This is a genomic window from Nocardia alni (assembly GCF_019038435.1).
Taxonomy (GTDB): domain Bacteria; phylum Actinomycetota; class Actinomycetes; order Mycobacteriales; family Mycobacteriaceae; genus Nocardia; species Nocardia alni.
Genome location: NZ_JAGPOX010000001.1, coordinates 1 through 20,970 on the forward strand (window position 1 = coordinate 1; position 20,970 = coordinate 20,970).

19 protein-coding genes are annotated in these 20,970 nt (G+C 66.4%); 6 read left to right on the forward strand and 13 right to left on the reverse strand.

Going from position 1 to position 20,970, the window contains the following annotated elements:
• The 12 genes from JZ791_RS00005 to JZ791_RS00060 all read right to left on the reverse strand — a co-directional run.
• Positions 1-497 (reverse strand): ribonuclease H family protein (locus JZ791_RS00005; RefSeq protein WP_216891985.1); only part of this gene is annotated, 497 nt, incomplete at its 3' end.
• Between the two features lie 10 nt (positions 498-507).
• The gene (locus JZ791_RS00010) at positions 508-999 is read right to left on the reverse strand and encodes an SRPBCC family protein (RefSeq protein ID WP_216891986.1); all 492 of its coding nucleotides are present in this window, start codon (positions 997-999) and stop codon (positions 508-510) included.
• Positions 1,000-1,127: 128 nt separating this feature from the next.
• Complete coding sequence (lhgD, locus tag JZ791_RS00015) at positions 1,128-2,315, reverse strand: L-2-hydroxyglutarate dehydrogenase (protein WP_216891987.1); 1,188 nt, start codon at positions 2,313-2,315, stop codon at positions 1,128-1,130.
• A gap of 80 nt (positions 2,316-2,395) precedes the next feature.
• A complete protein-coding gene (locus JZ791_RS00020; protein WP_216891988.1) occupies positions 2,396-3,247 on the reverse strand; it encodes a hypothetical protein in 852 nt (283 codons plus the stop codon).
• 132 nt (positions 3,248-3,379) lie between these two features.
• Positions 3,380-4,549, reverse strand: a complete 1,170-nt coding sequence (locus tag JZ791_RS00025) for an MlaD family protein (RefSeq protein WP_308162666.1) — start codon at positions 4,547-4,549, stop codon at positions 3,380-3,382.
• Positions 4,546-5,643 carry an MCE family protein gene (locus JZ791_RS00030; protein ID WP_216891989.1) on the reverse strand — a complete coding sequence of 366 codons (1,098 nt, stop codon included), beginning with the start codon at positions 5,641-5,643 and terminating at the stop codon, positions 4,546-4,548. Before JZ791_RS00030 ends, JZ791_RS00025 begins: the two co-directional genes overlap by 4 nt.
• On the reverse strand, positions 5,640-6,731 hold the full coding sequence (locus tag JZ791_RS00035; protein WP_216891990.1) for an MCE family protein: 1,092 nt from the start codon (positions 6,729-6,731) through the stop codon (positions 5,640-5,642). Before JZ791_RS00035 ends, JZ791_RS00030 begins: the two co-directional genes overlap by 4 nt.
• Complete coding sequence (locus tag JZ791_RS00040; protein ID WP_216892165.1) at positions 6,728-7,723, reverse strand: MCE family protein; 996 nt, start codon at positions 7,721-7,723, stop codon at positions 6,728-6,730. Before JZ791_RS00040 ends, JZ791_RS00035 begins: the two co-directional genes overlap by 4 nt.
• Positions 7,723-8,751 (reverse strand): MCE family protein, encoded by a 1,029-nt coding sequence (locus JZ791_RS00045; RefSeq protein WP_216891991.1) that lies wholly within the window; start codon positions 8,749-8,751, stop codon positions 7,723-7,725. Before JZ791_RS00045 ends, JZ791_RS00040 begins: the two co-directional genes overlap by 1 nt.
• Positions 8,748-10,238 (reverse strand): MlaD family protein, encoded by a 1,491-nt coding sequence (locus JZ791_RS00050; protein ID WP_216891992.1) that lies wholly within the window; start codon positions 10,236-10,238, stop codon positions 8,748-8,750. The genes JZ791_RS00045 and JZ791_RS00050 overlap by 4 nt, the downstream gene beginning before the upstream one ends.
• Positions 10,239-10,248: 10 nt before the next feature.
• A complete protein-coding gene (locus JZ791_RS00055) occupies positions 10,249-11,112 on the reverse strand; it encodes an ABC transporter permease (RefSeq protein ID WP_216891993.1) in 864 nt (287 codons plus the stop codon).
• A gap of 3 nt (positions 11,113-11,115) precedes the next feature.
• On the reverse strand, positions 11,116-11,934 hold the full coding sequence (locus JZ791_RS00060) for an MlaE family ABC transporter permease (RefSeq protein WP_216892166.1): 819 nt from the start codon (positions 11,932-11,934) through the stop codon (positions 11,116-11,118).
• A gap of 570 nt (positions 11,935-12,504) precedes the next feature.
• Between JZ791_RS00060 and JZ791_RS00065 the strand changes: the two genes are divergently transcribed.
• On the forward strand, positions 12,505-13,176 hold the full coding sequence (locus JZ791_RS00065) for a S1 family peptidase (RefSeq protein WP_216891994.1): 672 nt from the start codon (positions 12,505-12,507) through the stop codon (positions 13,174-13,176).
• A gap of 54 nt (positions 13,177-13,230) precedes the next feature.
• Here the strand turns inward: JZ791_RS00065 and JZ791_RS00070 are convergent, their stop codons facing one another.
• Entirely contained in the window at positions 13,231-14,715 is a 1,485-nt protein-coding gene (locus JZ791_RS00070) for an MFS transporter (protein ID WP_216891995.1), read from the reverse strand.
• Positions 14,716-14,929: 214 nt separating this feature from the next.
• Here JZ791_RS00070 and JZ791_RS00075 point away from each other — a divergent pair, with 214 nt between their 5' ends.
• From JZ791_RS00075 to JZ791_RS00095, 5 genes are all read left to right on the forward strand, one after another.
• The gene (locus tag JZ791_RS00075) at positions 14,930-16,324 is read left to right on the forward strand and encodes a cytochrome P450 (protein ID WP_216891996.1); all 1,395 of its coding nucleotides are present in this window, start codon (positions 14,930-14,932) and stop codon (positions 16,322-16,324) included.
• A 327-nt stretch (positions 16,325-16,651) separates the two neighbouring features.
• The gene (locus JZ791_RS00080; RefSeq protein ID WP_216891997.1) at positions 16,652-17,530 is read left to right on the forward strand and encodes a L,D-transpeptidase; all 879 of its coding nucleotides are present in this window, start codon (positions 16,652-16,654) and stop codon (positions 17,528-17,530) included.
• Positions 17,531-17,838: 308 nt separating this feature from the next.
• Positions 17,839-18,768: a carbohydrate ABC transporter permease gene (locus tag JZ791_RS00085; RefSeq protein ID WP_216892168.1), complete on the forward strand. Its 930-nt coding sequence runs from the start codon at positions 17,839-17,841 to the stop codon at positions 18,766-18,768.
• 47 nt (positions 18,769-18,815) lie between these two features.
• The gene (locus JZ791_RS00090) at positions 18,816-19,607 is read left to right on the forward strand and encodes a carbohydrate ABC transporter permease (protein WP_216892167.1); all 792 of its coding nucleotides are present in this window, start codon (positions 18,816-18,818) and stop codon (positions 19,605-19,607) included.
• Positions 19,608-19,635: 28 nt separating this feature from the next.
• Positions 19,636-20,952 carry an ABC transporter substrate-binding protein gene (locus JZ791_RS00095; protein ID WP_308162667.1) on the forward strand — a complete coding sequence of 439 codons (1,317 nt, stop codon included), beginning with the start codon at positions 19,636-19,638 and terminating at the stop codon, positions 20,950-20,952.
• Positions 20,953-20,970 lie beyond the last annotated feature (18 nt).

Here is a 20,970-nt window from a genome sequence, read left to right on the forward strand (position 1 = left end):
GACGGGGTGAGGGAACCCAGCGACAGGGGCGGGAGATCGGAAATCCCCGTGGCGACCGCATCGGGGGTCGCCTGCGCCTCCCGAGCGGCCGTGCCCGCGAGCTGATCGGCCTGCTCGTTGAAGTAGTTGCCGACATGCCCGCGTACCCAGCGGAAGCGCACGGGCCCGGGTCGAGTGGCGATGGCGCGATCGATATGCCGCACGAGCTCGACATTCTTCACCGCGCCGCCGGTGGAGGTGCGCCAGCCGTTCAGGCGCCACCCCGCATTCCATTCCGATGCGCACTTGATCGCGTAGAGCGAGTCGCTCTCGATGAACAGCGGCTCCGATCCCGGATGCGCGAGGATCGCCTCGAACACCGCGCGTAGCTCGGCCACCTGGTTGGTGCCCGACGCCGCACCCCCGCTGGCCGAGTTTCCCTGATGGTTGACCCAGGCCCAGCCGATGGCGCCACCGGGATTGCGAAGGCAGGATCCGTCGGTGCTCACGATGATCATGGTCGGTACCCTACGCAATCCGGCCGACAAGATCCGTCCCGTGGAATTCCTCTATTGCTCTTCGCAATTGCGATTCACTACGCCGCACGAGCCATTGCAGGGCAGCGTGCACCATCGTGGCGCACAGGCGGCCCGGCAGGCGCCGGGCGGAGCGGTAGTCGACCTCGGAGGTCAGCACCGCCCGGCCGTAACCGAGCGGATCGAAACTCAGGGTCAGGGTGCCCAGCGCAGGCGTCACCTTCCCCGGGCGACGCCTGCGCAGCGTGTATCCGATGACCGCGTTGGGCCGGTACTGCGTGATCTCACATTCGACCGTGGGACGCCAGACCCCGAGGCCCAGAATCGCGGCGTACACGGCGCCCGCACCGTGCCCGTCCGTGCCGACCGGCTCGAATGCTGTGATGCCGGCCATCCACTCCGGGACGAACGCGGGGTTATCGGTGTAGATGAACGCGGTCTCCACCGGTGCACCGACGTCGCTCGCGTACTTGATGTGGCCCATAAGGTCTGACTTCCTGTTCCACGGCTGCCGATAAAAGTACTACAGCAATCCTCTTTATTGCAGCCGTATCCGCAAAACGGAACGTCGGCCCAGGTCGGAGCCGGATCGAGACCGATCGGGAGCGGGTGTCAGTCCTCGAGAAGTTGGCTGACGATGTGCTCGGCGATCGGGAGCGCGGAGGTCGCGGCAGGGGACGGTGCGTTGAGCACGTGCACCGAGCGCTCGGTGCGCTCGATCAGGAAATCGTGGACCAGGGTGCCGTCGGGTAGCACGGCCTGTGCCCGGATGCCGCACTCGCGGGGGCGCAGGTCCGCCAGGGTCAGCTCCGGACAGTATCTGCGGCACTGCGCCAGATAGCCGCGCGTGAACAGCGAATCGCGCAGCTCGCGCAGCCCCGTACGCACATTGGCCGCCGCGACTCGATGAAATCCCCGGTAGCCCAGTATCTCTCGGGCATCGCGCAGGTCCAGGCTGCCCTTGCGGTAGCCCTCGCGGGACAGCCCGAGCACCGCGTTCGGGCCGACCGTCAGCCCGCCCGCGATGGTCGGGCTCAGATGCACACCGAGGAAGGGCAATTCCGGATCCGGGATCGGATAGATGAGCGTGTGCACCAAATCGGTACGCGTGTCGGGCAATTCGTAGTACTCACCGCGAAAGGGCACGATACGCAAGGCGATCGACAGTCCGGCCAGGCGGGCCAGCCGATCGGCCTGCAATCCGCCGCAGACCACCAGCCGCCGGGCTCGCCATGTGCGGTCCGCGGCGGAAACCGTGACGGCGTCCGAGCTTTCGTCGATCGCGGTGATCTCCGTGCCGAGCACGATCTCGCCGCCACCGGCCCGCACCCGCTCGGCCAGCACCTCGGTGACCCGGGTGTAGTCGATGATGCCGGTACTCGGGACGAACAGCGCGCCCGTACCGCGCACGTGTGGCTCGCGCCGCCTCAGCTCGGCCGCGTCGATCAGCTCCACCTCGACGTCGTTGGTCACCGAACGTTCGTACAGATCGAGCATGCGGGCGTGTTCGGCGGAGTCGGTAGCCACCAACAGCTTTCCGCACACTCGATACGGAATGTCGTGTGCCGCCGCGAATTCCTTGGTCCACTGTGCGCCCCGGCGGCACAGCGTGGCTTTGAGACTGCCCGGGGCGTAATAGATTCCGGAGTGGATCACGCCGCTGTTGTGCCCGGTCTGGTGAGCGGCCAGCCGTTCGGCCTTGTCCACCAGCAACAGGCGGGCACCCGGCCGCTGTTCGAGGATCCGGTACGCGGTCGCCACTCCGACGATGCCGCCGCCGATCACGCAGTAGTCGTACACCTACGCAGTCTCACATCCCGGCGCCGAGATATCCGCCCGGAAACGCGCCGGGGCGCAATCCGCCCGGGCGCGTCCGATGCCTAGTTGCCCGGTGCGCCGGGTGTGGCGGGGGCACCGGGGGCGGGCGCCTGCGCACCGGGCGCGGGCGCGCTGTCCTGCAGGTCGTTGGTCATCGGCGACTGGAAGTTGCCGACCAGCCACTTGCCGTCCTTCTTCTGCAACGACGCCACCACGCCGATGGTCAGATGCTGCGGCTGCGGCGTCGCGGCCTTCGACTGGTTCTGGGTGATCAGCATGACCACCGACGCGTTGTCGTTGTTCGGATCTCCGGACTCCCACGCGCAGTGGATCTCGCTGACCGTCGAACGGGCCTGGGCCTGCTGGGTGATCTGCTTCAGCGCGCTGGACGCACCCTCGAACTGGGTCAGCCAGTCGCCGGTGGAGCGCTGCTTCACCCGGTTGACGTAGTCGTCGAAATTCGCCGCGTCGTAAGTGCCCACCTGATGGCCGAAGTCGCAGGCGGCGGCCACCGCGCTGTCCCGGGCGGACAGATCGTTGCCCCGGTCGTGGTCCTGCTTCCAGAACACGGCCACCGCGGCGACCGCGGCCACCACCACGACGCCCGCGGCGAACGCGCCGATGATCGGCGTCCAGTTGCGCGACGCGGGACCCAGCGCGGGGGGGCGAGCCGACTCGGCGTAGGCGGGCGTCGCCTCCGCCGCGGGCATCTTCACGGTCTTCTCCTCGGTGGCCTCACCCTTCGAGCTGGGCTCGGCCTTCGAGGCGGTGTCCTGCTTCGGAGCGTCCTTGGAGGTGTCCGTGCCGGCCTCGGCCGTCACGTCCGCGTCCGCCGATGTCCGATCGGCCTTCGTGGTGGGGTCGTCAGCGGAATCGGCATTCGTGGAGTCGGTGGCAGCGTCGTCATCGGACATGAGTGAATATGTCACTTTCCCGGTGCGCGGCCGCGCACCGTATCGCCGGATCGGACCAGGCTACCTGCCCGGACCAGACGGATTCGTAGGCGAGTATGCCCGCACGACGGATTGCCGCCGAACCGGATGCACTCACTTCACCGGGGGCAGGGTCCGAGCGTTCGGATCGGCTCCTGTGGGCATCTGCGCCCCGTTGTTGGGGATGTTGGGCCGCGGTGCGTTCGCCGAACCGCGAATCTGCTGGTCCGGCGGGGGGTTGGTGCAGTAGTTGTACCTCGACACGGTACCGTCGCTCACCCGCCACGGCGCGAGGGCCGGGTGGTTGTACTGGCAGTACGGCCGCGGCCAGATGTCGAGGATGGTGTGGAACTCGCCGTCGTGGGCCGGGACGCCGATCGCGGAACTGCCGGTCACCAGCGCCGGGAACAGCGCACGCAGCGCCGGCGCGCGCAACTCCGCGGCCCGGGAGATCGCCTCGAAGTTGGTGGCGAGGCGGGTGATCGGGTCCGCGGTCTTGTCCAGCACCGCGCCCAGTTCCTGCATCTGCCCGGGCGCCTTGTCCAGAATCCTGGTCAACTCGTCGTTGGCATTGTTGAACTGGTTGAACAGCGTGGCCGAATTCCGTGTCAGTGTGCCCAGGTCGGGCTGCGCGTCGGAGGTCGTGGACGCGATCGTGCGCAGATTCACCAGCAGATTGGTGGTCTGCGGCAGCAGGTTGTCCAGGCCAGCGGTGGCCAGGCTCAGCGCGTCGATCATATTGCGCAGCTGATCCGGACCGCCGCTGAGCGCGATGTCCAGCTCGTTCAGGATGGTGCTGTACCGGCTCGGGTCGATCTGGGAGAAGAAGCCGGTCGAATTGTCCAGCACCGCCCACACCGGCGTCGGGGTCGTCACCTTCTTCGGATCGAAGGTGATCACCGAGCCGTTGCCCAGATACGGCGACTGATCGGTGTTGGGGCGAAAGTCGATGTACTGCTCGCCCGCACCGGACAGGGCCTGCACGGCGACCTGCGTGTCACGCGGAATGTGGTACTGCGAGTCGATCGACAGGTCGGCCCGGATCGCGTCGCCCTGATCGGCCAGGGTGATGTTGTCGACCTTGCCGACCCGGTATCCGCGCAGGGTGACGTCGTTTCCGGGCTGCAACCCGCCGGACTGGTCCAGATCCACGGTGACCGCGTACGTGCTTTGCAGCGGATTCAACCGCATGACGCTCACCGCCAGATAGGACGCGCCCACTACCAGCGCGACCAGCAGCGCCACGTTGGACACCAGCAGCTTGTGCCGCTTCACCCAATTCACCGGTGGCCCCCTTGCAGCCTGCCCTGCACGATTTGCAACACCTGGATCAGGCTGCCCGCGAAGTCGTTCGCATCCCGCAGATCGAAGAATTTGCTGTGTGGCGGGTCGGTGATCAAACCGACGTCGAGCTGGGTCAGAGTCGCACCGACCGCGAGGGCGTCACCCTTGAACGAGGCGTCCGCGCCGGGCCGCACCTCGTGCAGGGCATCGAGCAACGGCCCGAAGGAATGCTGTGTCTGCGACAACGCCGTCATCAACTTGTGCACGTTGTCCAACAGGCTGGACAGCTTGTCGGAGGTGGTGTTGGCGTAGTCGCCCAGCGCGTTGCTCGTCGTGGAAATCTTGGCCAGCAGATCGCCGAGGTTCCTGTTGTTCTCGGCGATGGTGCCGATCATCCCCGGCAGGGTGTTGGCCACCTGGCCGAGCTCGTCGTGATGGGCCTGCAGGGTATCGGCGAGAGTGTCGAAGCCGCCCAGCACGTTGTCGATGCGAGCGCTGTCGGCATGCAGGGTCGTTGTCACGCTGGTCATCTGCTCCAGCAGGCCGGCCAACTGCTGCGGCCGACCGCCCACCACCGAATCCAGCTCCGAGGTCAGCTTGCCCAGCGCCGCCACACCACCGCCGTTGAACAGCATCGAGACCGACAGCAGCAACTCCTCGACGGTGGCGCCCGCGGAAGTACTCTTGATGCCGATCGTGTCACCGTCCTTCAGGGGCGGTTCGTCGGCCGAATTCTGGGGACGGGAAACCGCGACGAACACGTCGCCCAGGGGGGTGGCCTGGCGAAGTTCGGCGGTGGTGTTGTCGGGCAGGTCGATATCCTTGCGGATCGTCATGTCGACGATGGCCTGGAAGTTCTTGGTCGTGATGTGCGAGACCGTGCCGATATCCGAGCCGCCGATCTTGACCTTGGCCTGATCGGGCAGGTTGAGCGCGTTGGCGAAGATCGCGTGCACCGTGTAGGTCTGCCCCTGGGTACCGGGCTTGGGCAGCGGCAGACTCTCCACGGTCAGCCCGCATCCCGACGCGACGGTCAGCACGCCGGTCGCGACGACCGCGGCGAATATGCTGCGGGGCAGCCGGTTACGGATCATTTCGTCAGTCCCAACATGGCCGCTGTCAATCCGAAGTCAGGTCCCAGATCCTGCACCTTGCCGGTTCGACAGCCGTCTTCGCGCATTTGGATCTTCTCGCAGAACGCACTGATCATCTCGCCGGTCAGCGCGGAGCCGATCAGCGCGTGCAGGCGCACGAAGCCGCGGCCCCGATCCATCGAGTTGTCGACGTTCTGCAGCAGCAGCGGCGCCACGTCGACGACCTCGGTGAGCCCGGCGGCGTTGGCGCGCAGCTGATTCGACACGTTGGTCAGCCCGATCAGGCTGGAGGACAACTGATCCTGATACTGACCGAAGACGCCGGAGGTGTTGGACAGGAAGGCGTTCAGCTGGTCGAGGGTGGCCTGCAGGCCCGGGGCCTGCTGGGCCAGCAGCGCCGACATCTGGGTGATCTTGTTGCTGAAACCGCGGACCTGCTGGTCGTTGTCGGCGAGCATGGTGGTCAGCTCGTTCAGCTTGATGATGATCTCCGAGATGGCGTCCTTGTTGTTCACCCCGACCTGCAACGCGCCGGACAGGGCGTTGAGCGTGTCGCGGATCTTGTCACCCTGGCCGTTGACCATCGTGTACAGCAGGCTGCCGTCCAGGGGCCCCTTCGTACTGCCCGGCGCGGGCTTCAGCGCCTGCGTGAACTGATCGATGGTCTTGATCAGCGTGTCCAGTTCGACCGGGGTGCGGGTGGAATCGACGGTGAGGTACGAGTCGTCGGGCAGGGTCGGGCCGCCGGTGTAGACCGGACTCAGCTCGATATGCCGATCGGTCACGATGGACGGCGAGATCAGCGCCGCGATCACGTTCTTGGGCAGCTTCACGTCGCCGTCGATGGTCATGTGGACCTCGGCGTACTCGTCGTGCGGGACGATCTTGTCCACCTTGCCGACCTGCAAGCCGAGTACCGTGACCGGGTTGCCGACGAACATGCCCGCGATGTTGCGGAATTCGGCGGTGATGTGGGTGTCGTCACCGACAGCGTCCCGCACCGACGAGCAACTGCCCAACGCGACGGCGACGACACCGATCACGAAGATCTTCGCCGCGCGGCCGATCGACCGTCCGGACAATCTCATCCCTGGCACCCCTCGAGAACTCGGGCGAAGCACAACCAGTTGTCCGGGAACAGCCACGGCAGGGCGACCTCGCCGTACGGGCCGTTGCCGAACGCGTTGTCCAACTGCCGCACCGCCACCGGCATGATCGACAACAGCCGGTCGAGGTTGTCCTTGTTCTTCTGCAGGCCCGCGGCCATGGTGTTCAGCTGGGTGATGGTCGGGCCGAGCTGGTTGTTGTTCTGCGCACCGATCTGCTGCAGTTGCTTGGTCAGCGTGGCCACGTCGTTCAGCAGCTGACGCAGCAGGGCCTGGCGCTCCATCACCCGGTTGGCGATGGCCTCGCCCTGGGTGATCACCAGCAGCAGGCTGTTGCGGTTGTCGCCGAGGATCTTGGTGACCCGGTCCAGGTTCTTCAGCAGCCCGTCGACCTGGTCCTTGCGATCGTTGATGGTCTTGGCCAGGGCGCCGACGCTGTTCAGGGCATCCGCGGTCAGCTGCGGGGAACCGTCCAGCTGGTTGCCGATGACCTGGAAGGACTGGACCAGCTGCTGGGTGTCGAGCGCCTCGAACTTCGGTGTGCCGATCTGGATCACGTCGTTCAGGTCGTACGGCACGGTGGTGTTGCTCTTGTGAATGCGACCGTCCGGCAGGCCCTTCCCGTCGCCCGGGTCCAGGCTCACGTAGCGCGCGCCCAGCAGCGTGGCCATCTTGATCGCCGCTCGCGCGTCGGTCCCGAGTTTCAGATCGCTGTTGAGCTGGAGGGTGATCAGCACGTGGTCACCCTCCAGCGACTCGCCCGACACCTGGCCCACCGACACACCGGCCACGTCGACCTTGTCGCCGACCCGCACACCGGCGGTCTGCGCGAATTCGGCCTTGATGGCCTGCTTTCCGACGCCGAGCCGGTTGAAGGTGGAGGAGACCACCAGCAGGACCACGATCAGCGCGACGCCGATCATGCCCAGCCAGAAGAAGCGGTTGGAACCGAACCTTTTCTTGATCGAAGTCATCATGGGCGGCACACCGCCGACTGGGAGTGTCCGCCGATCTGCGAGACCAGGCCGCGCGGCAGCAGGATTCCGTACAGCGAGATGTCCAGGCTGCACATATAGGCGCTGGCGTACGCGCCGTCCTGGGTGAACTTCGCCGCGTCGGTCAGGATGCTCGGCAGATCCACCGCGGCCTGATCGAGTTTGGCGCCGTTGCCGATCAGCATGGTCAGCGCGTCCGAGGTGGCGTTCTGCGCGGCCGCTATCTTCGGCTGCACGCCGCCGATCATGGTCACCATCGATTCGGTCGCGTTGGCGATGTCGACCGTCGAGTTCTGCAGCGACTGCCCCTGTTGGTACAGGCCGCTGATCAGTGAGCGGGTCTGGGTCACCAGTGTCTCCAGTTCGTCGCCCCGTTTTGCCAGGCCCTGCATCACGCCGGACAGATTCACGATCACATCGGACAGGATCGCGTCGCGGCGCTGGAAGTCGCCGGCCAGGGCCGCGGCCTGGGTGATGAAGGCGCTCAACGAAACCCCGTCACCCTGCAATGCCTGGATGAAGGTGTTCGACAGCTGGTTCACCTGCGCGGGCTGCAACACCTGGAACAGCGGCTGAAATCCGTTGAGCAGTCCGGAGATGTCGAACGAGGGCTCGGTGTGGGCCAGGGGAATCGAACCGCCGTTGTGCAGCGGCAGCGGATCACCCTGGGTGCCCGGCGCCAGTGACACGTACCGCTGACCGATCAGATTCTGGTACCGCACCAGGGCCTTGGTGGTGCCGAACAGGGTCTGGTCGCGCTCCACGATGAAGGTCACGACCGCGTCGTGGTGCGAGTCCAGGTCGATCTTCTGTACCTTGCCGACCCGCACACCCGCCATCCGGACGTCGTCACCGGTCCGCAGCCCCAGCACATCGCTGAACGTGGCCGAGTAGGTGTTGGTGGAACCAGCCACGCTGCGCGCCAGCGTATTCCAGATCACCACCGTCACCAGCACCGACACGATCGCGAAGACGCCGAAGCCGATCAGGGGTTTGCGAATGCTCATCGACCCGCACCGCCGTTGGTCACTTGCAAAGTTCCACCCCTCAGAATCGAGCTCAGCAGCAGGTATTCGGCAACGGTCGGGCGACGTCCCAACAGGGCGGTGATGGCGGCGTCACCCGTGTAATCCGCGGGTCCGGCGAAGGCGACCGGCCCGCCCGGTTTGGGTGCGGGCGTCTGCGCGGCCGGCGCGCTCGGCGCGGCGGGCGGCAGCAGCCCCGGAATTCCCTGCGGGAAAAGACTTTCCAGGGGGGTTCCGGCGAACGGAGCGGCCGCGTTCGGTGCGTTGCGCTGCGTGGGCAGCGGGCCCGTGGCGCCGGTCAGCGAAGGCAGTCCCAGGATCGCTGGCATCGGGGGCAGTCCCCGCGCCGAATCGAGCGCGCGCGGCTTCAACGACGGGGTCGCCGGTCCGGGATCCGAAACCAGCGGCGCGGTAGCGCAACTCGGACCGGCCATGGCGCCGTAGCGCGGGCAGTCGCTGCGGTCGTAGGGCTTGTACGGGGTGAAGGTCACGCCCAGATTCCAAACCATCTGCTTCTGCGTACCCCAGTGGAATGTGGTGTTCAGCTGGCGAATCGAGGTGTTCAGGTTCGCGATGGCCGCGGGAATGGCCTGCGGCTGTCCGGCCAGGTTGCCGAACAGATCACCCATGCCGACGGTGAGTTGCTCACCCGCGTTGCCGTTGGCGGCGAACAGTGAATTCACCTTGTCCACCGTGCTCTCGGTGCCGGTGATCAGCCCGGCCACCGCGGCGCGTTTGTCGGAGATGGTCTGCGCGGTCTTCACCGAATCCGCCAGGGTCTGCATCAGTGCCGGTGCGGACTGGTTCAGCGCGTGGAAGGAGTCGGAGAAGTCGTTGAGCGTCTGGTCGACGTTCGGCACCGACGCGCGGACCTGGGTCAGCCAGTTGTTCAGCCGCTCCACGGTCGAGCCGGGCACCCGCCCGCCGGCGTTCAGGGCGTAGGACAGCGTGCTCAGCACCCGGCCCAGCTGCACCGGATCGATCTTGTCGAGAATGGTGCGGACCGTGGTGAGTGTGTCCTGCAGCGCGATGGTGCCCTGGCTGTGGTCCTCGGGGATCTGCGAACCCTGGTGCAGCGCCGCCTGATCCGGGCCGTTGTACACCAACTCGACCGAGGTGACGGCGAACAGGTTGCTCGGCACTACTCGCGCGGTGACGTTGGCCGGGATGCCGCCGACGTATTCCGGCTTCATCTCGATGTGCACCTGCTGCAGCGCGCCTTTGTTCGCGACATCGACGTTCTTGACCGAGCCGACCAGAACCCCGCGGAACTTCACGTCGGCATCCGACGGGAGACCGTCGCCGGTGGTGCTCAGATCGGCGGTGACATCAGTCTTCGGATGCATGATGTAGCCCTTGTAGCGGGCCATCAGGAAGGTCAGCACGAGTGCGAATACCACGATGCCCGCCACGCCCGCGACGAGCAGCTGCCGCATGGTCGGACCGCGGCCGCTCGGATCAATGATCATCTGCCGCGCCCTATCCCGAGATCCTGATGCCGGGGTTGACGCCCCAGACGGCGAGAGTGATGAACAGGTCGGCGAATACGACCGCGATGATGCAGTACTTGATCGCCCGGCCCGCCGCCACGCCGACGCCCTCCGGACCGCCGGAGGCGAAGAATCCGTAGTAACACTGGATGAAGGTGGTGATCGCGACGAACACGATCGCCTTCAGCAGCGACCACAGCACGTCGTGCGGGATCAGGAATTCGTAGAAGTAGTGCTGGAAGGTGCCGCTGGCGGTGCCGCCGTAGAACCCGACCGTGATCGCGCAGGAGAGGTAGGCGAACGGCAGCGCCAGGCAGTACAGCGGGACGATCGCGATCATCGCGGCGATCATCCGGGTGCTGACCAGATAGGGCAGCGGGCGGATGGCCTGTGACTCCAGGGCGTCGATCTCCTCGGCGATGCGCATCGAGCCCAGCTGCGCGGTGAACCGGCAGCCGGCCTGCGCCGCGAACGCCAGCGTGGCCAGCATCGGCCCGAGTTCACGAGTGGTCGCGAACGCCGAGATGGCGCCGGTGATCGGGCTCAGGCCCAGCAGATTCAGCGACGTGTAGCCCTGGATGCCGACGGTCATGCCGCCGAAGGCGCTCAGGATGAGCACCACGCCGATCGTGCCGCCGCCGACGATCAGGCTGCCGTTGCCCCAGGTGACGTCCGAGAGGAGCCGCCACACTTCCTTGGGATAGTGCTTGAACGCCAACGGCATCGAGCCGATCGACCGCAGGAAGAAGAACACCTGGTGGCCGATGCGCGCCAGCCAGTCCCGGGGTGCGCCCGCGGACGCCCGGATCCGCTCGAGGGGCCGCAGTAGCGGCGGTACATAGGTTGACGACACAGCTCAGACCATCTGTGGGGGGAACAGTATGTTGTAGACCTGCGTGATGATCAGGTTGACGCCGAACAGCATGACAGTGGACAGCACCACCGCGGTGTTCACCGAGTTCGCCACCCCGCCCGGGCCGCCCCGGGTGTTGAGTCCGGTATCGCAGGCGATGATCGCCGCCAGCAGCCCGAAGATGAGCGACTTGACCAGCGCGACAAGCAGGTCCGTCGTGACCGCGAAGGACGCGAACGTGCCGATGTACGAGCCCGGCGTGCCGCTCTGGGCGAAGATGTTGAAGACGTAGCCGGTCAGGAAACCGACGAAAACCACGAAGCCACACAGCAGAACGGAGACTAACATAGCTGCGCCCAAACGGGGGGCGACAAGACGCCGCATCGGGTCGACGCCCATGACCCGCATCGCGTCGATCTCCTCGCGAATGGTTCGCGAGCCGAGATCGGCGCAGATGGCCGAGCCTACCGCGCCGGCGATCATCAGCGAGGTGACCAGCGGCGCGCCCTGCTGAATGATGCCCAGCCCATTGGCCGCACCGATGAACGACGTCGCGCCGACCTGTCCGGCCACCGAGCCGACCTGAATCGACACGATGACGCCGATGGGGATCGCGACCAACAGTGTGGGCGCGGCGGCGACGCTGGCCATGAACGCGCACTGCCGGATGAATTCGGCGAATGGGAAGCGCCCCCGGACGATGCTGACGAATAGCTCTGCGACCGCTGCGGCGCCCATGGTTATCTGACGGCCGAAGGTCTCGAGCGACCGCTTCGGATGGTCCTGCCAGTAGCCCCTGCTCCAGTCGAGCGCACCACTCATTCGTGACGCTGGGCGGACAGCCTGCGGCCCGCCCGGGCTGTCGGTGGTGAACTGCACTAGCGAACCCTCCTCGGCGTCGGCAAGGAGCGCCGACGACTGTTTTGCTTGACGCACCTTACTACGGAGTTAGGAAAAACACATCACCATCGGTGACCCCGGTCATAGACCGAGGTCACCCCCGTCAAAAGGCTGTGATATCGAACAAATCCGTTGGTAAATGCCACAAATCACGGCGCTGTTACCTGGTACCGACTTCGCAATCCTGAACAAATGTCCAACTTTTCGCGCGTCTCGGAAGATAAACCGGAATCCATTTATCCAAATTATTGATCGGGTCGAATCACGGGTGAGCCTATCGCCCGATCGACCCGCACGCGTGCCGAGAACCGCCCGTGTCGAGAGGCGACGCGCCGGGTCGCGGCACGGCCCGGCATCCGGCTACATCCCCGATCATCGGCATCGGATCGGCAAACTCCGCAGCCGCGCACGAGGAGTCGGCACGCGAATACTGACAGGATGTAGTAGGACAAGGGTTGATATCGTGCGGGCTTCCGACGTCTCTGGAGGGACATGTTCACCACACTCGCCAAGGCGGCGCGTTCCGCCTTCGCCGTGGCCATCGGCGCGGCGTTGATCGGGATGGGCGCGGGAGTCGCGCAGGCAGCCGCCGGGCCACCGGTCATCGGCGGCGGTTCCGGAATCATCATCGACAATCAATTCGAGTGCACGGTCACCACCATCGGGCACGACCGAGCCGGTCGGCTGGTCGGCCTGACCGCCGGACACTGTGGCGAGGCGGGTGCGCAGGTCTGGTCCGAGCAGAACCGGGGCGCCGGAGTGATCGGTCACTTCGTCTACTCCAACCACGATCTGGACTACGCGGTCATCGAATTCGATCCGGGCAAGATCGTCCCGGTGAACCGGGTGGGCAATCTGGCGATCACCCGGGTCGGCGCGCCGGCCCAGTTCCCGGCCATCGTCTGCAAGGAGGGCCGCACCACCGGCAACACCTGCGGCGTCGCCTACGGCGATATCTTCCAGACCGATGAGACGTGGTCGCAGATGTGCGTCGTGGAGGGCGATTCCGGCGCACCGGTGGTCATGGGCACGACGCTGGTCGGCATGGTGAACGCCTATCTCGCCGTGGCCTGCTTCGGTCCCGAGGTCGGCACCAACATGAATGCGATCATGCACGATCTCAACGTGCGCGGCGGCGCGGGCTCGGGCTACCACCCGATCTGATCGCCGTAGGGAAACCGATGCCGCGGGGCGGTGATTCGAGCAGTCGGTCTCGAATCACCGCCCCGCCGCGTTTCCCGGCGACCGCGGCTGCACGGCCGGGCCGGTGACCGCCCCGCAGTTCGGCAGGCAGTCCACATCCGTCGGCCGATGCGTACCGCGATCGCGCGAACCGCCCAGCAGTACGGCCGCCAGCGCCGCACCGACCAGCAGCAGGCCGACACAGATCCACATGGCCACGGCGAAGCCGTGATCGATGACGGCCGCGTCCCTGATCGAACCCGATATTCCGGCCAGTCCGGGCAGCGCGGCGACCGCGAGCAACTGCGCGGTGCGGGCGACCGCGTTGTTGACCCCGGACGCGATGCCGGCCTCGGTACTGGGCACCGCGCCGAGCACCGCCCCGGTCAGCGGGGCGACCAGTGCCGACAGACCCAGCCCGAACACCAGCACGCCGGGCAGCACATCGCGCAGATAGCCGCCCACGGTCCCCGAGCCGGGGCCGATCCGCAGCAGCAACATCAGCCCGGCCGCACCCAGCAGCGGACCGATCGTCATCGGCAGCCGCGGCCCGTGCCGCTGCGCCCAGCGCCCGGCCCTCGCCGAGAGCGCCAGCATGAGCACGGTCATCGGCAACGTCGCCACGCCGGACAGCAGCGGTGAGAAGTGCGCGACCTGCTGCAGCTGCAGCACCAGCAGGAAGAAGACCCCACCCAGGGCGGCATAGACCGCGAGGGTCACCAGGTTGGCCGCGGTGAAGACCCGGGAGGCGAACAGCGCGGGCGGTACCAGCGGATGGTCGCTGCGCATCTCGACCGCCACGAACACACCGAGCAGCACCAGACCCACGACCACCGCCACCCACAGCGATTCGATCAGCCCGAAGGTCAGCGCGCCCAGCGCCAACGCCACCACCAGCGCACCGGGCACATCCAGGCGCGCGGGCGCTCGCGGATCCCGGCTCTCCGGCACGTGCCGCAGCGAGACGGCCACCACCACCGCGGCGAGCGGGATATTGATCAGGAAGATCGAGCGCCAGGTGGCCACCTCGATCAGCCAGCCGCCCAGGAACGGCCCTGCGGCCCCGGCGATTCCGCCGAAGCCGGACCACAGGCCGATCGCCGACCCCTGATCGCGCTCGTCGATGGACGAGGAGATCAGCGCCAGGCTGCCGGGTGTGAGCAGCGCACCGGCCACGCCCTGCACGATGCGGGCGGCCACCAGCATCTCGATGTTCACCGCCGCACCGCAGACCACCGAGGAGATGGCGAAACAGATTGTGCCCCAGATGAATATCCGGCGGCGGCCGAGCCGGTCGCCGAGCGACCCGCCGAGCAGGATGAACGAGGCCAGGGTCAGGGTGTACCCGCTCACCGTCCACTGCAGTCCGGACACCCCGGTGTGCAGGGCGGCGCCGATGCGGGGCAGCGCGATGTTGACGACCGTGGCGTCCAGCCCGACCACCGAGGACCCCAGGACGGTGGCCACCACGATCCACCGCCCGGTCGCCGAACGCAGCCTCGGCAACTCCGTTGTACCCATTGACCTCACGCTACGGTCCGCCGGACCGTCCCGGTGGGAAACTGCCGCGCCGCGGTCGGGGATTCGGGAGACGCCGCCGGGACACTGGCAGGCAGACTTGCCGTTACGCTGATCCACAGGCAACGTCGCGGCGACAGCAGACCCGGCCGCGACGACGTCCAGTGGAACCGACCGCCATACGGCGACAGGGAGGTCCGGAGATGGCCGCGGCAACATGAACGTGTCGGCGGGTGCGCACGGGAAGCCCTTGCGGGCGCCGCGCCCGGCGCTGGCGCACGCCCTGGCCGCGAGTGTCGACTTCCAACGGTATTTCCACTGGCGACGCGCTCGCGACGGTGATCCGTTCCTGGTGGGGTTCCCCGGATTCGGCGGCGGGCTGTTCACCGGGAGCCCGGCCGGGGCGCGCGAGTTGCTGCGCGCGCCGCTCGAACTCATGGTGCCACCGCTGCCGAATCCGATCGAGCCGCTGGTGGGCCCGGCCTCGCTGATCCTCGCGCGCGATCAGCGCCATCGTCGCGATCGCGCGCTGCTGGCTCCTGCGTTTCACCGGGCGCGAATGACGCAGTACGCCGAGGCGATCCGCGATTCGGTGCGCGAGGAGATGGACGGACGGGGAGCGGGTCCGCCGTGGCGGCCGGGAGCCCGAATCGATGCGCGGACGGCAGCCCGGGCGATCACCCTCCGCGTCATCCTGGGTGCGGTTCTCGGTATCGAAAGCCCCTCCCGCCGCGCCGAATACATCGCCGCCGTGATGCGGTTCCTGAGCACCTTCTCCGAGCCGTTGATGCTGGTTCCGAGTCTGCGGCGCAGCGCATTCGGACATTCGCCGTGGGATCGGTTCCTGGCCGCCCGGGACCACCTCGACACGCTGTTGCGCGCGGAGATCGAAACCAGGCGCGCGGCATGCACATCCGGGACGGATATCCTCGCGATGCTGCTGGCCGCCCGCTACGACGACGGCGCCGCACTCACCGACGACGAGTTGCTCGACCAACTGCGCACCCTGGTGGTCGCCGGGCACGAGACGACCGCGACCGTTCTGGTCTGGGCGCTGTACCGGCTGCACCGGCACCCGCACGCACTGCACCGGCTACGCGCCGAGCTGGATCCCGACGCCGAACCGCTCGCCGCGCTAGAGCTGCCGTATCTGGACGCGGTCTGTTCCGAGACGCTGCGGCTGCACCCCCCGGTGCCGATCGTGCTGCGCCGCCTCACCGGGCCGTTCACGCTGTGCGGCGTCGAACTCGGTGCGGGGGACACGATGGGAATCGCGGTGCCGCTGCTGCATTCGGATCCCGCGGTCTGGCCGGATGCGGCGAGCTTCAGGCCCGAACGCTTCCTCGAGCGCCACTACGGCCCGTTCGAATTCGCTCCGTACGGTGGCGGACACCGGCGTTGCCTGGGGGCCGCGCTGGCGGACTACGAACTGCATATCGCGCTGGCCACCATACTGTCCCGGTCCGAGCTGGCGCTGACGCCGCGCTACGCGCGCGGACCGAGGCCGCTGTCGGTGCCGCACAACATCGCTACTGGGCCGCGCGCCGGAATTACCTTCAACGTTCTGTCCCGCCCCGGTCAAAACCGTGATTTGCCTCACAGCAGCTTCTGACCATGATTTGTTTCTCTTGTCCGATTGCTGCGCATGCGCTCGCTCCGTACCGCCGGGAACGGCGGATACCCCCGGATTCATGCCGCCACCCGGCATGGGTGACGCAAGACACCATCACGGACCCGAGTCCATAACTCGCATTGGGCGATTGGCTGCCGGCGGCGAGAGATGTAGTAATGGAAACCGGGCTGGGGGCGATACAGATTTCGTTGTGATCGCGAGCAAGATCTTCCGCGCATACGCGCGTGTGATGAAGGATTGAGAGGACGAACGGCCTTGCGCAACACCACCTGTCGGAAACCCGTGCGAGACAAGGCATCCCGGGCAATGCGAATCGGGGCCCTATCGCTCGCGGTGGTCGCCGCAGGTGGGCTGGCCACCGCGACCGCCTCGGCCGCGCCACTGTGGCCCGGCGGCCCCGACGTCGGCACCTCCCCGATCGTGCAGGCTCCGCAGCCCGCGCCCGGCGCCGCACCTGTGCAGAGCCCGCCGCCGCTGCCGAAGGCCAACTTCGCCGCGCCGGTACTCAGCCCCGGTGACGGCGATGTCGTCGGCGTCGCGGAGCCGGTCTTCATCAACTTCAAGGAGCCGGTGAGCGACCACGCCACCGCCGAGAAGGCCGTTCGGATCACCTCCACGAGCCCGGTGAAGGGTCACTTCTACTGGTACGGCGACAAACAGCTGCGCTGGCGCCCGGAGAGCTTCTGGCCCGCGCACGACAAGATCACCGTCGAGGCGGGCGGTACCAAGGTCGCCTACTCGATCGGCGACGCGTTCGTCACCACCGCCGACGACGCCAACCACCTGATCACCATCACCAAGAACGGCCAGGTCATCAAGACCATGCCGACATCGATGGGCAAGTCCGCCCACCCGACGCCCAACGGCACCTACTACGTCGGCGAGAAGAATCGCAAGATGATCATGGATTCGGCCACCTTCGGTGTGCCGGATACCTCCCCGGAGGGCTACAAGCTCGAAGTCGAATATGCCAGTCGGCTGGCGAACAACGGCATTTTCCTGCATGCCGCGCCATGGTCCGTGACCCAGCAGGGCAACTCGGATGTCAGCCACGGCTGCCTGAACGTCAGCACCGCCGACGCCGAATGGTTCTTCGACAACTCCCAGAAGGGTGATCCGGTCATCGTGAAGAACACCGACGGCGGCACCGCCAGCCACAGCGACGGCATGGGCGACTGGATGTAACCCCCACCCTCGCCTGCCGATCCCCGTCATACCGGCATGCTTTTGGCTGGAATCCATCGAAATCAGCTCGATACCAGTGGATCCCGCCAGAAGCGCGCCGGGATGACGCGCAGGCTCTTGTTGTCGTGATCTCCGACTGAAGTTCATCCGCGATTCGCTCCTGCGATCAGTCGGCTGCCCTTACGATTCGGCGCATGTCCGGTGTGCCCGAGGAGGGGACGGTTACGACCGATCCACCGCGCGAACAGTTCAGCGGGTGGGCGGCGACGGTTAACCGATCATTGGCCCGAAACCGCGACACTGCCGCGGTGCGACCGCGACCCGAACGTGTACTGCCACACAGCCGCGCTCGCGGCCTGCGCGGGCGGCCCTGGAGCGACTACGGGCTGTTCCTCGTGCTCGTCCTGCCCAATCTGGTGTTGCTCGGCCTGTTCGTCTACCGGCCGCTGATCGACGATATCCGGCTGTCGTTCACCGACTGGAATCTGGCCGATCCGATCGCACACTTCATCGGACTGTCCAACTACCGAGAATGGCTGGGCCGCAGCGATTCCTGGCAGATCGTCGGCAATACGGTGATCTTCACCGTGGCCGCGGTCGCGGGCAGTATGATCCTCGGCCTGGCGCTGGCGCTGCTGCTGGACCGGAAGCTGTTCGGGCGCAATGTGGTCCGCTCGGTGATCTTCGCGCCGTTCGTCATCTCCGGCGCCGCGATCGGCGTGGCCTTCCAGTTCATCTTCGACCCCAGCTTCGGCCTGGTGCAGGATCTGCTACATCGACTCGGCGTGGCCGATGCGCCGGACTTCTACCAGAATTCGCACTGGGCGCTGTTCATGGTGACCATCACCTATATCTGGAAGAACCTGGGCTACAGCTTCGTCATCTATCTGGCCGCGCTGCAAGGGGTTCGGCCGGAACTGAGCGAGGCGGCCCAGATCGACGGCGCGGGAACCTGGAGCAGGTTCTGGCACGTGGTGCTCCCGCAGTTGCGGCCGACCACCTTCTTCCTGTCGATCACGGTGATGCTCAACTCCCTGCAGGTGTTCGACATCATCAACGTGATGACCCGCGGCGGCCCCCTGGGCACCGGCACCACCACCATGGTCTACCAGGTCTATCTGGAATCCTTCCGCAACTTCCGGGCCGGCTACGGCGCGACGGTCGCGACGATCATGTTCGTGGTGCTGCTGATCATCACGCTCGTGCAGGTCCGCGTCATGGATCGGGAGGACCGGTGAGCTACCAGCGCCGCAAGTTCGCGGCCACCCTGCTCGGCTACGCCGCGATGGTGTGCGTGCTGATCATCGTCGGGGTGCCGCTGTTCTGGATCGTGATCACCTCGTTCAAAGCGCGCCCGGACATCTACACCCAACCGGCGACGTACTGGCCGCACACCTGGCATCCGGGGAACTACCGCGAGGCCACCACGACACTGCCGTTCTGGCGGTTCCTGCGCAACTCGCTGATCGTCACGGCGATCGTGGCCGGTGTGAAGTTCGTGCTGGGCATCATCAGCGCGTACGGCCTGGTGTTCCTTCGGTTCCCGGGCAAGAACCTGGTGTTCCTGGTGATCATCGCGGCGCTGATGGTGCCCAACCAGATCACCGTGATCTCCAATTACGCCATCATCGCCGAACTCGGCTGGCGAAATACCTTCCAAGGCATCATCATCCCACTGTGCGGAGTGGCCTTCGGAACCTTCCTGATGCGCAACCACTTCCTGTCGCTGCCCGCCGAGGTGATCGAGGCGGCGCGCATCGACGGCGCCGGCTGGTGGCGGCTGCTCACCCGGATCGTACTGCCGATGTCGGGGCCGACGATGGTGGCATTCGCCGTCGTCACGCTGGTCAACGAGTGGAACGAGTACCTCTGGCCGTTCCTGATGGCGGACGACTCGCGGGTGGCGACGCTGCCCGTCGGCCTGACGCTGTTGCAGAACACCGAGAATCCCAGCGTCACCAACTGGGGTCCGGTCATGGCGGGCACCCTGCTCACCATGGTGCCGATCCTGGTGGTGTTCCTCATCCTGCAGCGCCACATGATCAAGGGCCTGACCTCCGGTGCCATCAAAGGCTGACCCCGACAAGAAAAGCACGGTGATTGCGGTGACGAACAATGCTGTGTCGCGGCGCCGGTTCCTGGGCGCGGCCACCGCCGCGACGGGTCTGGCCGCCGCGGCCTGTGCCGGCATGGGCGGCAACGGTATTCAGGGCGGCGACCCGAACACGATCACCTTCTGGTCCAATCATCCCGGCACCTCCAAACCGCAGGAACTGGAGATGATCAAGCGTTTCGAGGAGGCGCATCCCGGGCTGCGGGTGCAGTTGATCGATGCGGGCAAGGGCTACGAGGAAGTGGCCGAGAAGTTCAACGCGGCGCTGGTAGGCGGTCAACTGCCCGATATCGTCATCCTGTCCGATGTCTGGTGGTTCAATTTCGCGATCAACCAGGCGATCACGCCACTGGACCCCTACTTCGTCGCGGCCGGGGTGCGGCTGGACGACTACGTCGACACCTTCGCCGGCGACTACGAGTTCCAGGGCAAGCACTACGCGCTGCCGTACTGCCGGTCCACCCAGATCTTCGTCTACAACCAGGACGTCTGGTCCAAGGCCGGTCTGCCGCAACGCGGTCCGCAGAGCTGGCAGGAGTTCGCCGAGTGGGGCCCGAAGATTCAGAGCGTGCTCGGCCCGCGCAAATGGGCGCACGGCTGGTACAACGCCGCGAACTATCTGGCCTGGACATTCGAGGGACCGATCTGGACCTTCGGCGGCGGATACTCCGACGACTGGACCCTGAAATTCACCGAGCCGGCCACGATCGCCGCGGGAAACGCCCTGCGCGAGATGACCAACGGGAATAAGTATGCCAGCATCCGCCCCCAAGCGGCCACCGACTTCGGTACCGGCGTGGTCGCCTCGGCGGTCCTGTCCACCGGTGATCTCGCGGGTGTCGACGCCAACGCCAAGGGCAAACTCTCCTACGCCACGGACTTCCTGCCGCATCCGCACGGCCCCGGCTGCACCACCGGCGGCGCGGGCCTGGCCATCCCGGCCCGCATCTCGGACGCCCGGAAAATCAACGCGCTCAAATTCATCGAGTTCGTCACCAACACCACCAATACCGTCTACTTCACCCAGGCCACCGGCTACATCCCGGTTCGCAAGTCGGCCCAGCAGAACCCGTCGGAAATGGCGTTCCTGGCCAGGAACCCCAACTACCAAACGGCCATCAACCAACTCCCACTGACCAAATCCCAGGACTACGGCCGAGTCTTCCTCCCCGGCGCCGACCAGATCATCGGCACCGGCCTGGAACAGATCGGCCTGCAGAACAAGAACCCCGCCACCGTCTTCGCCGACGTCCAGAACCAACTCCACAGCATCTACACCCGCCAGATCAAACCGAAACTGCCGAAGTAGAGCAATCTGCGGCCTGGT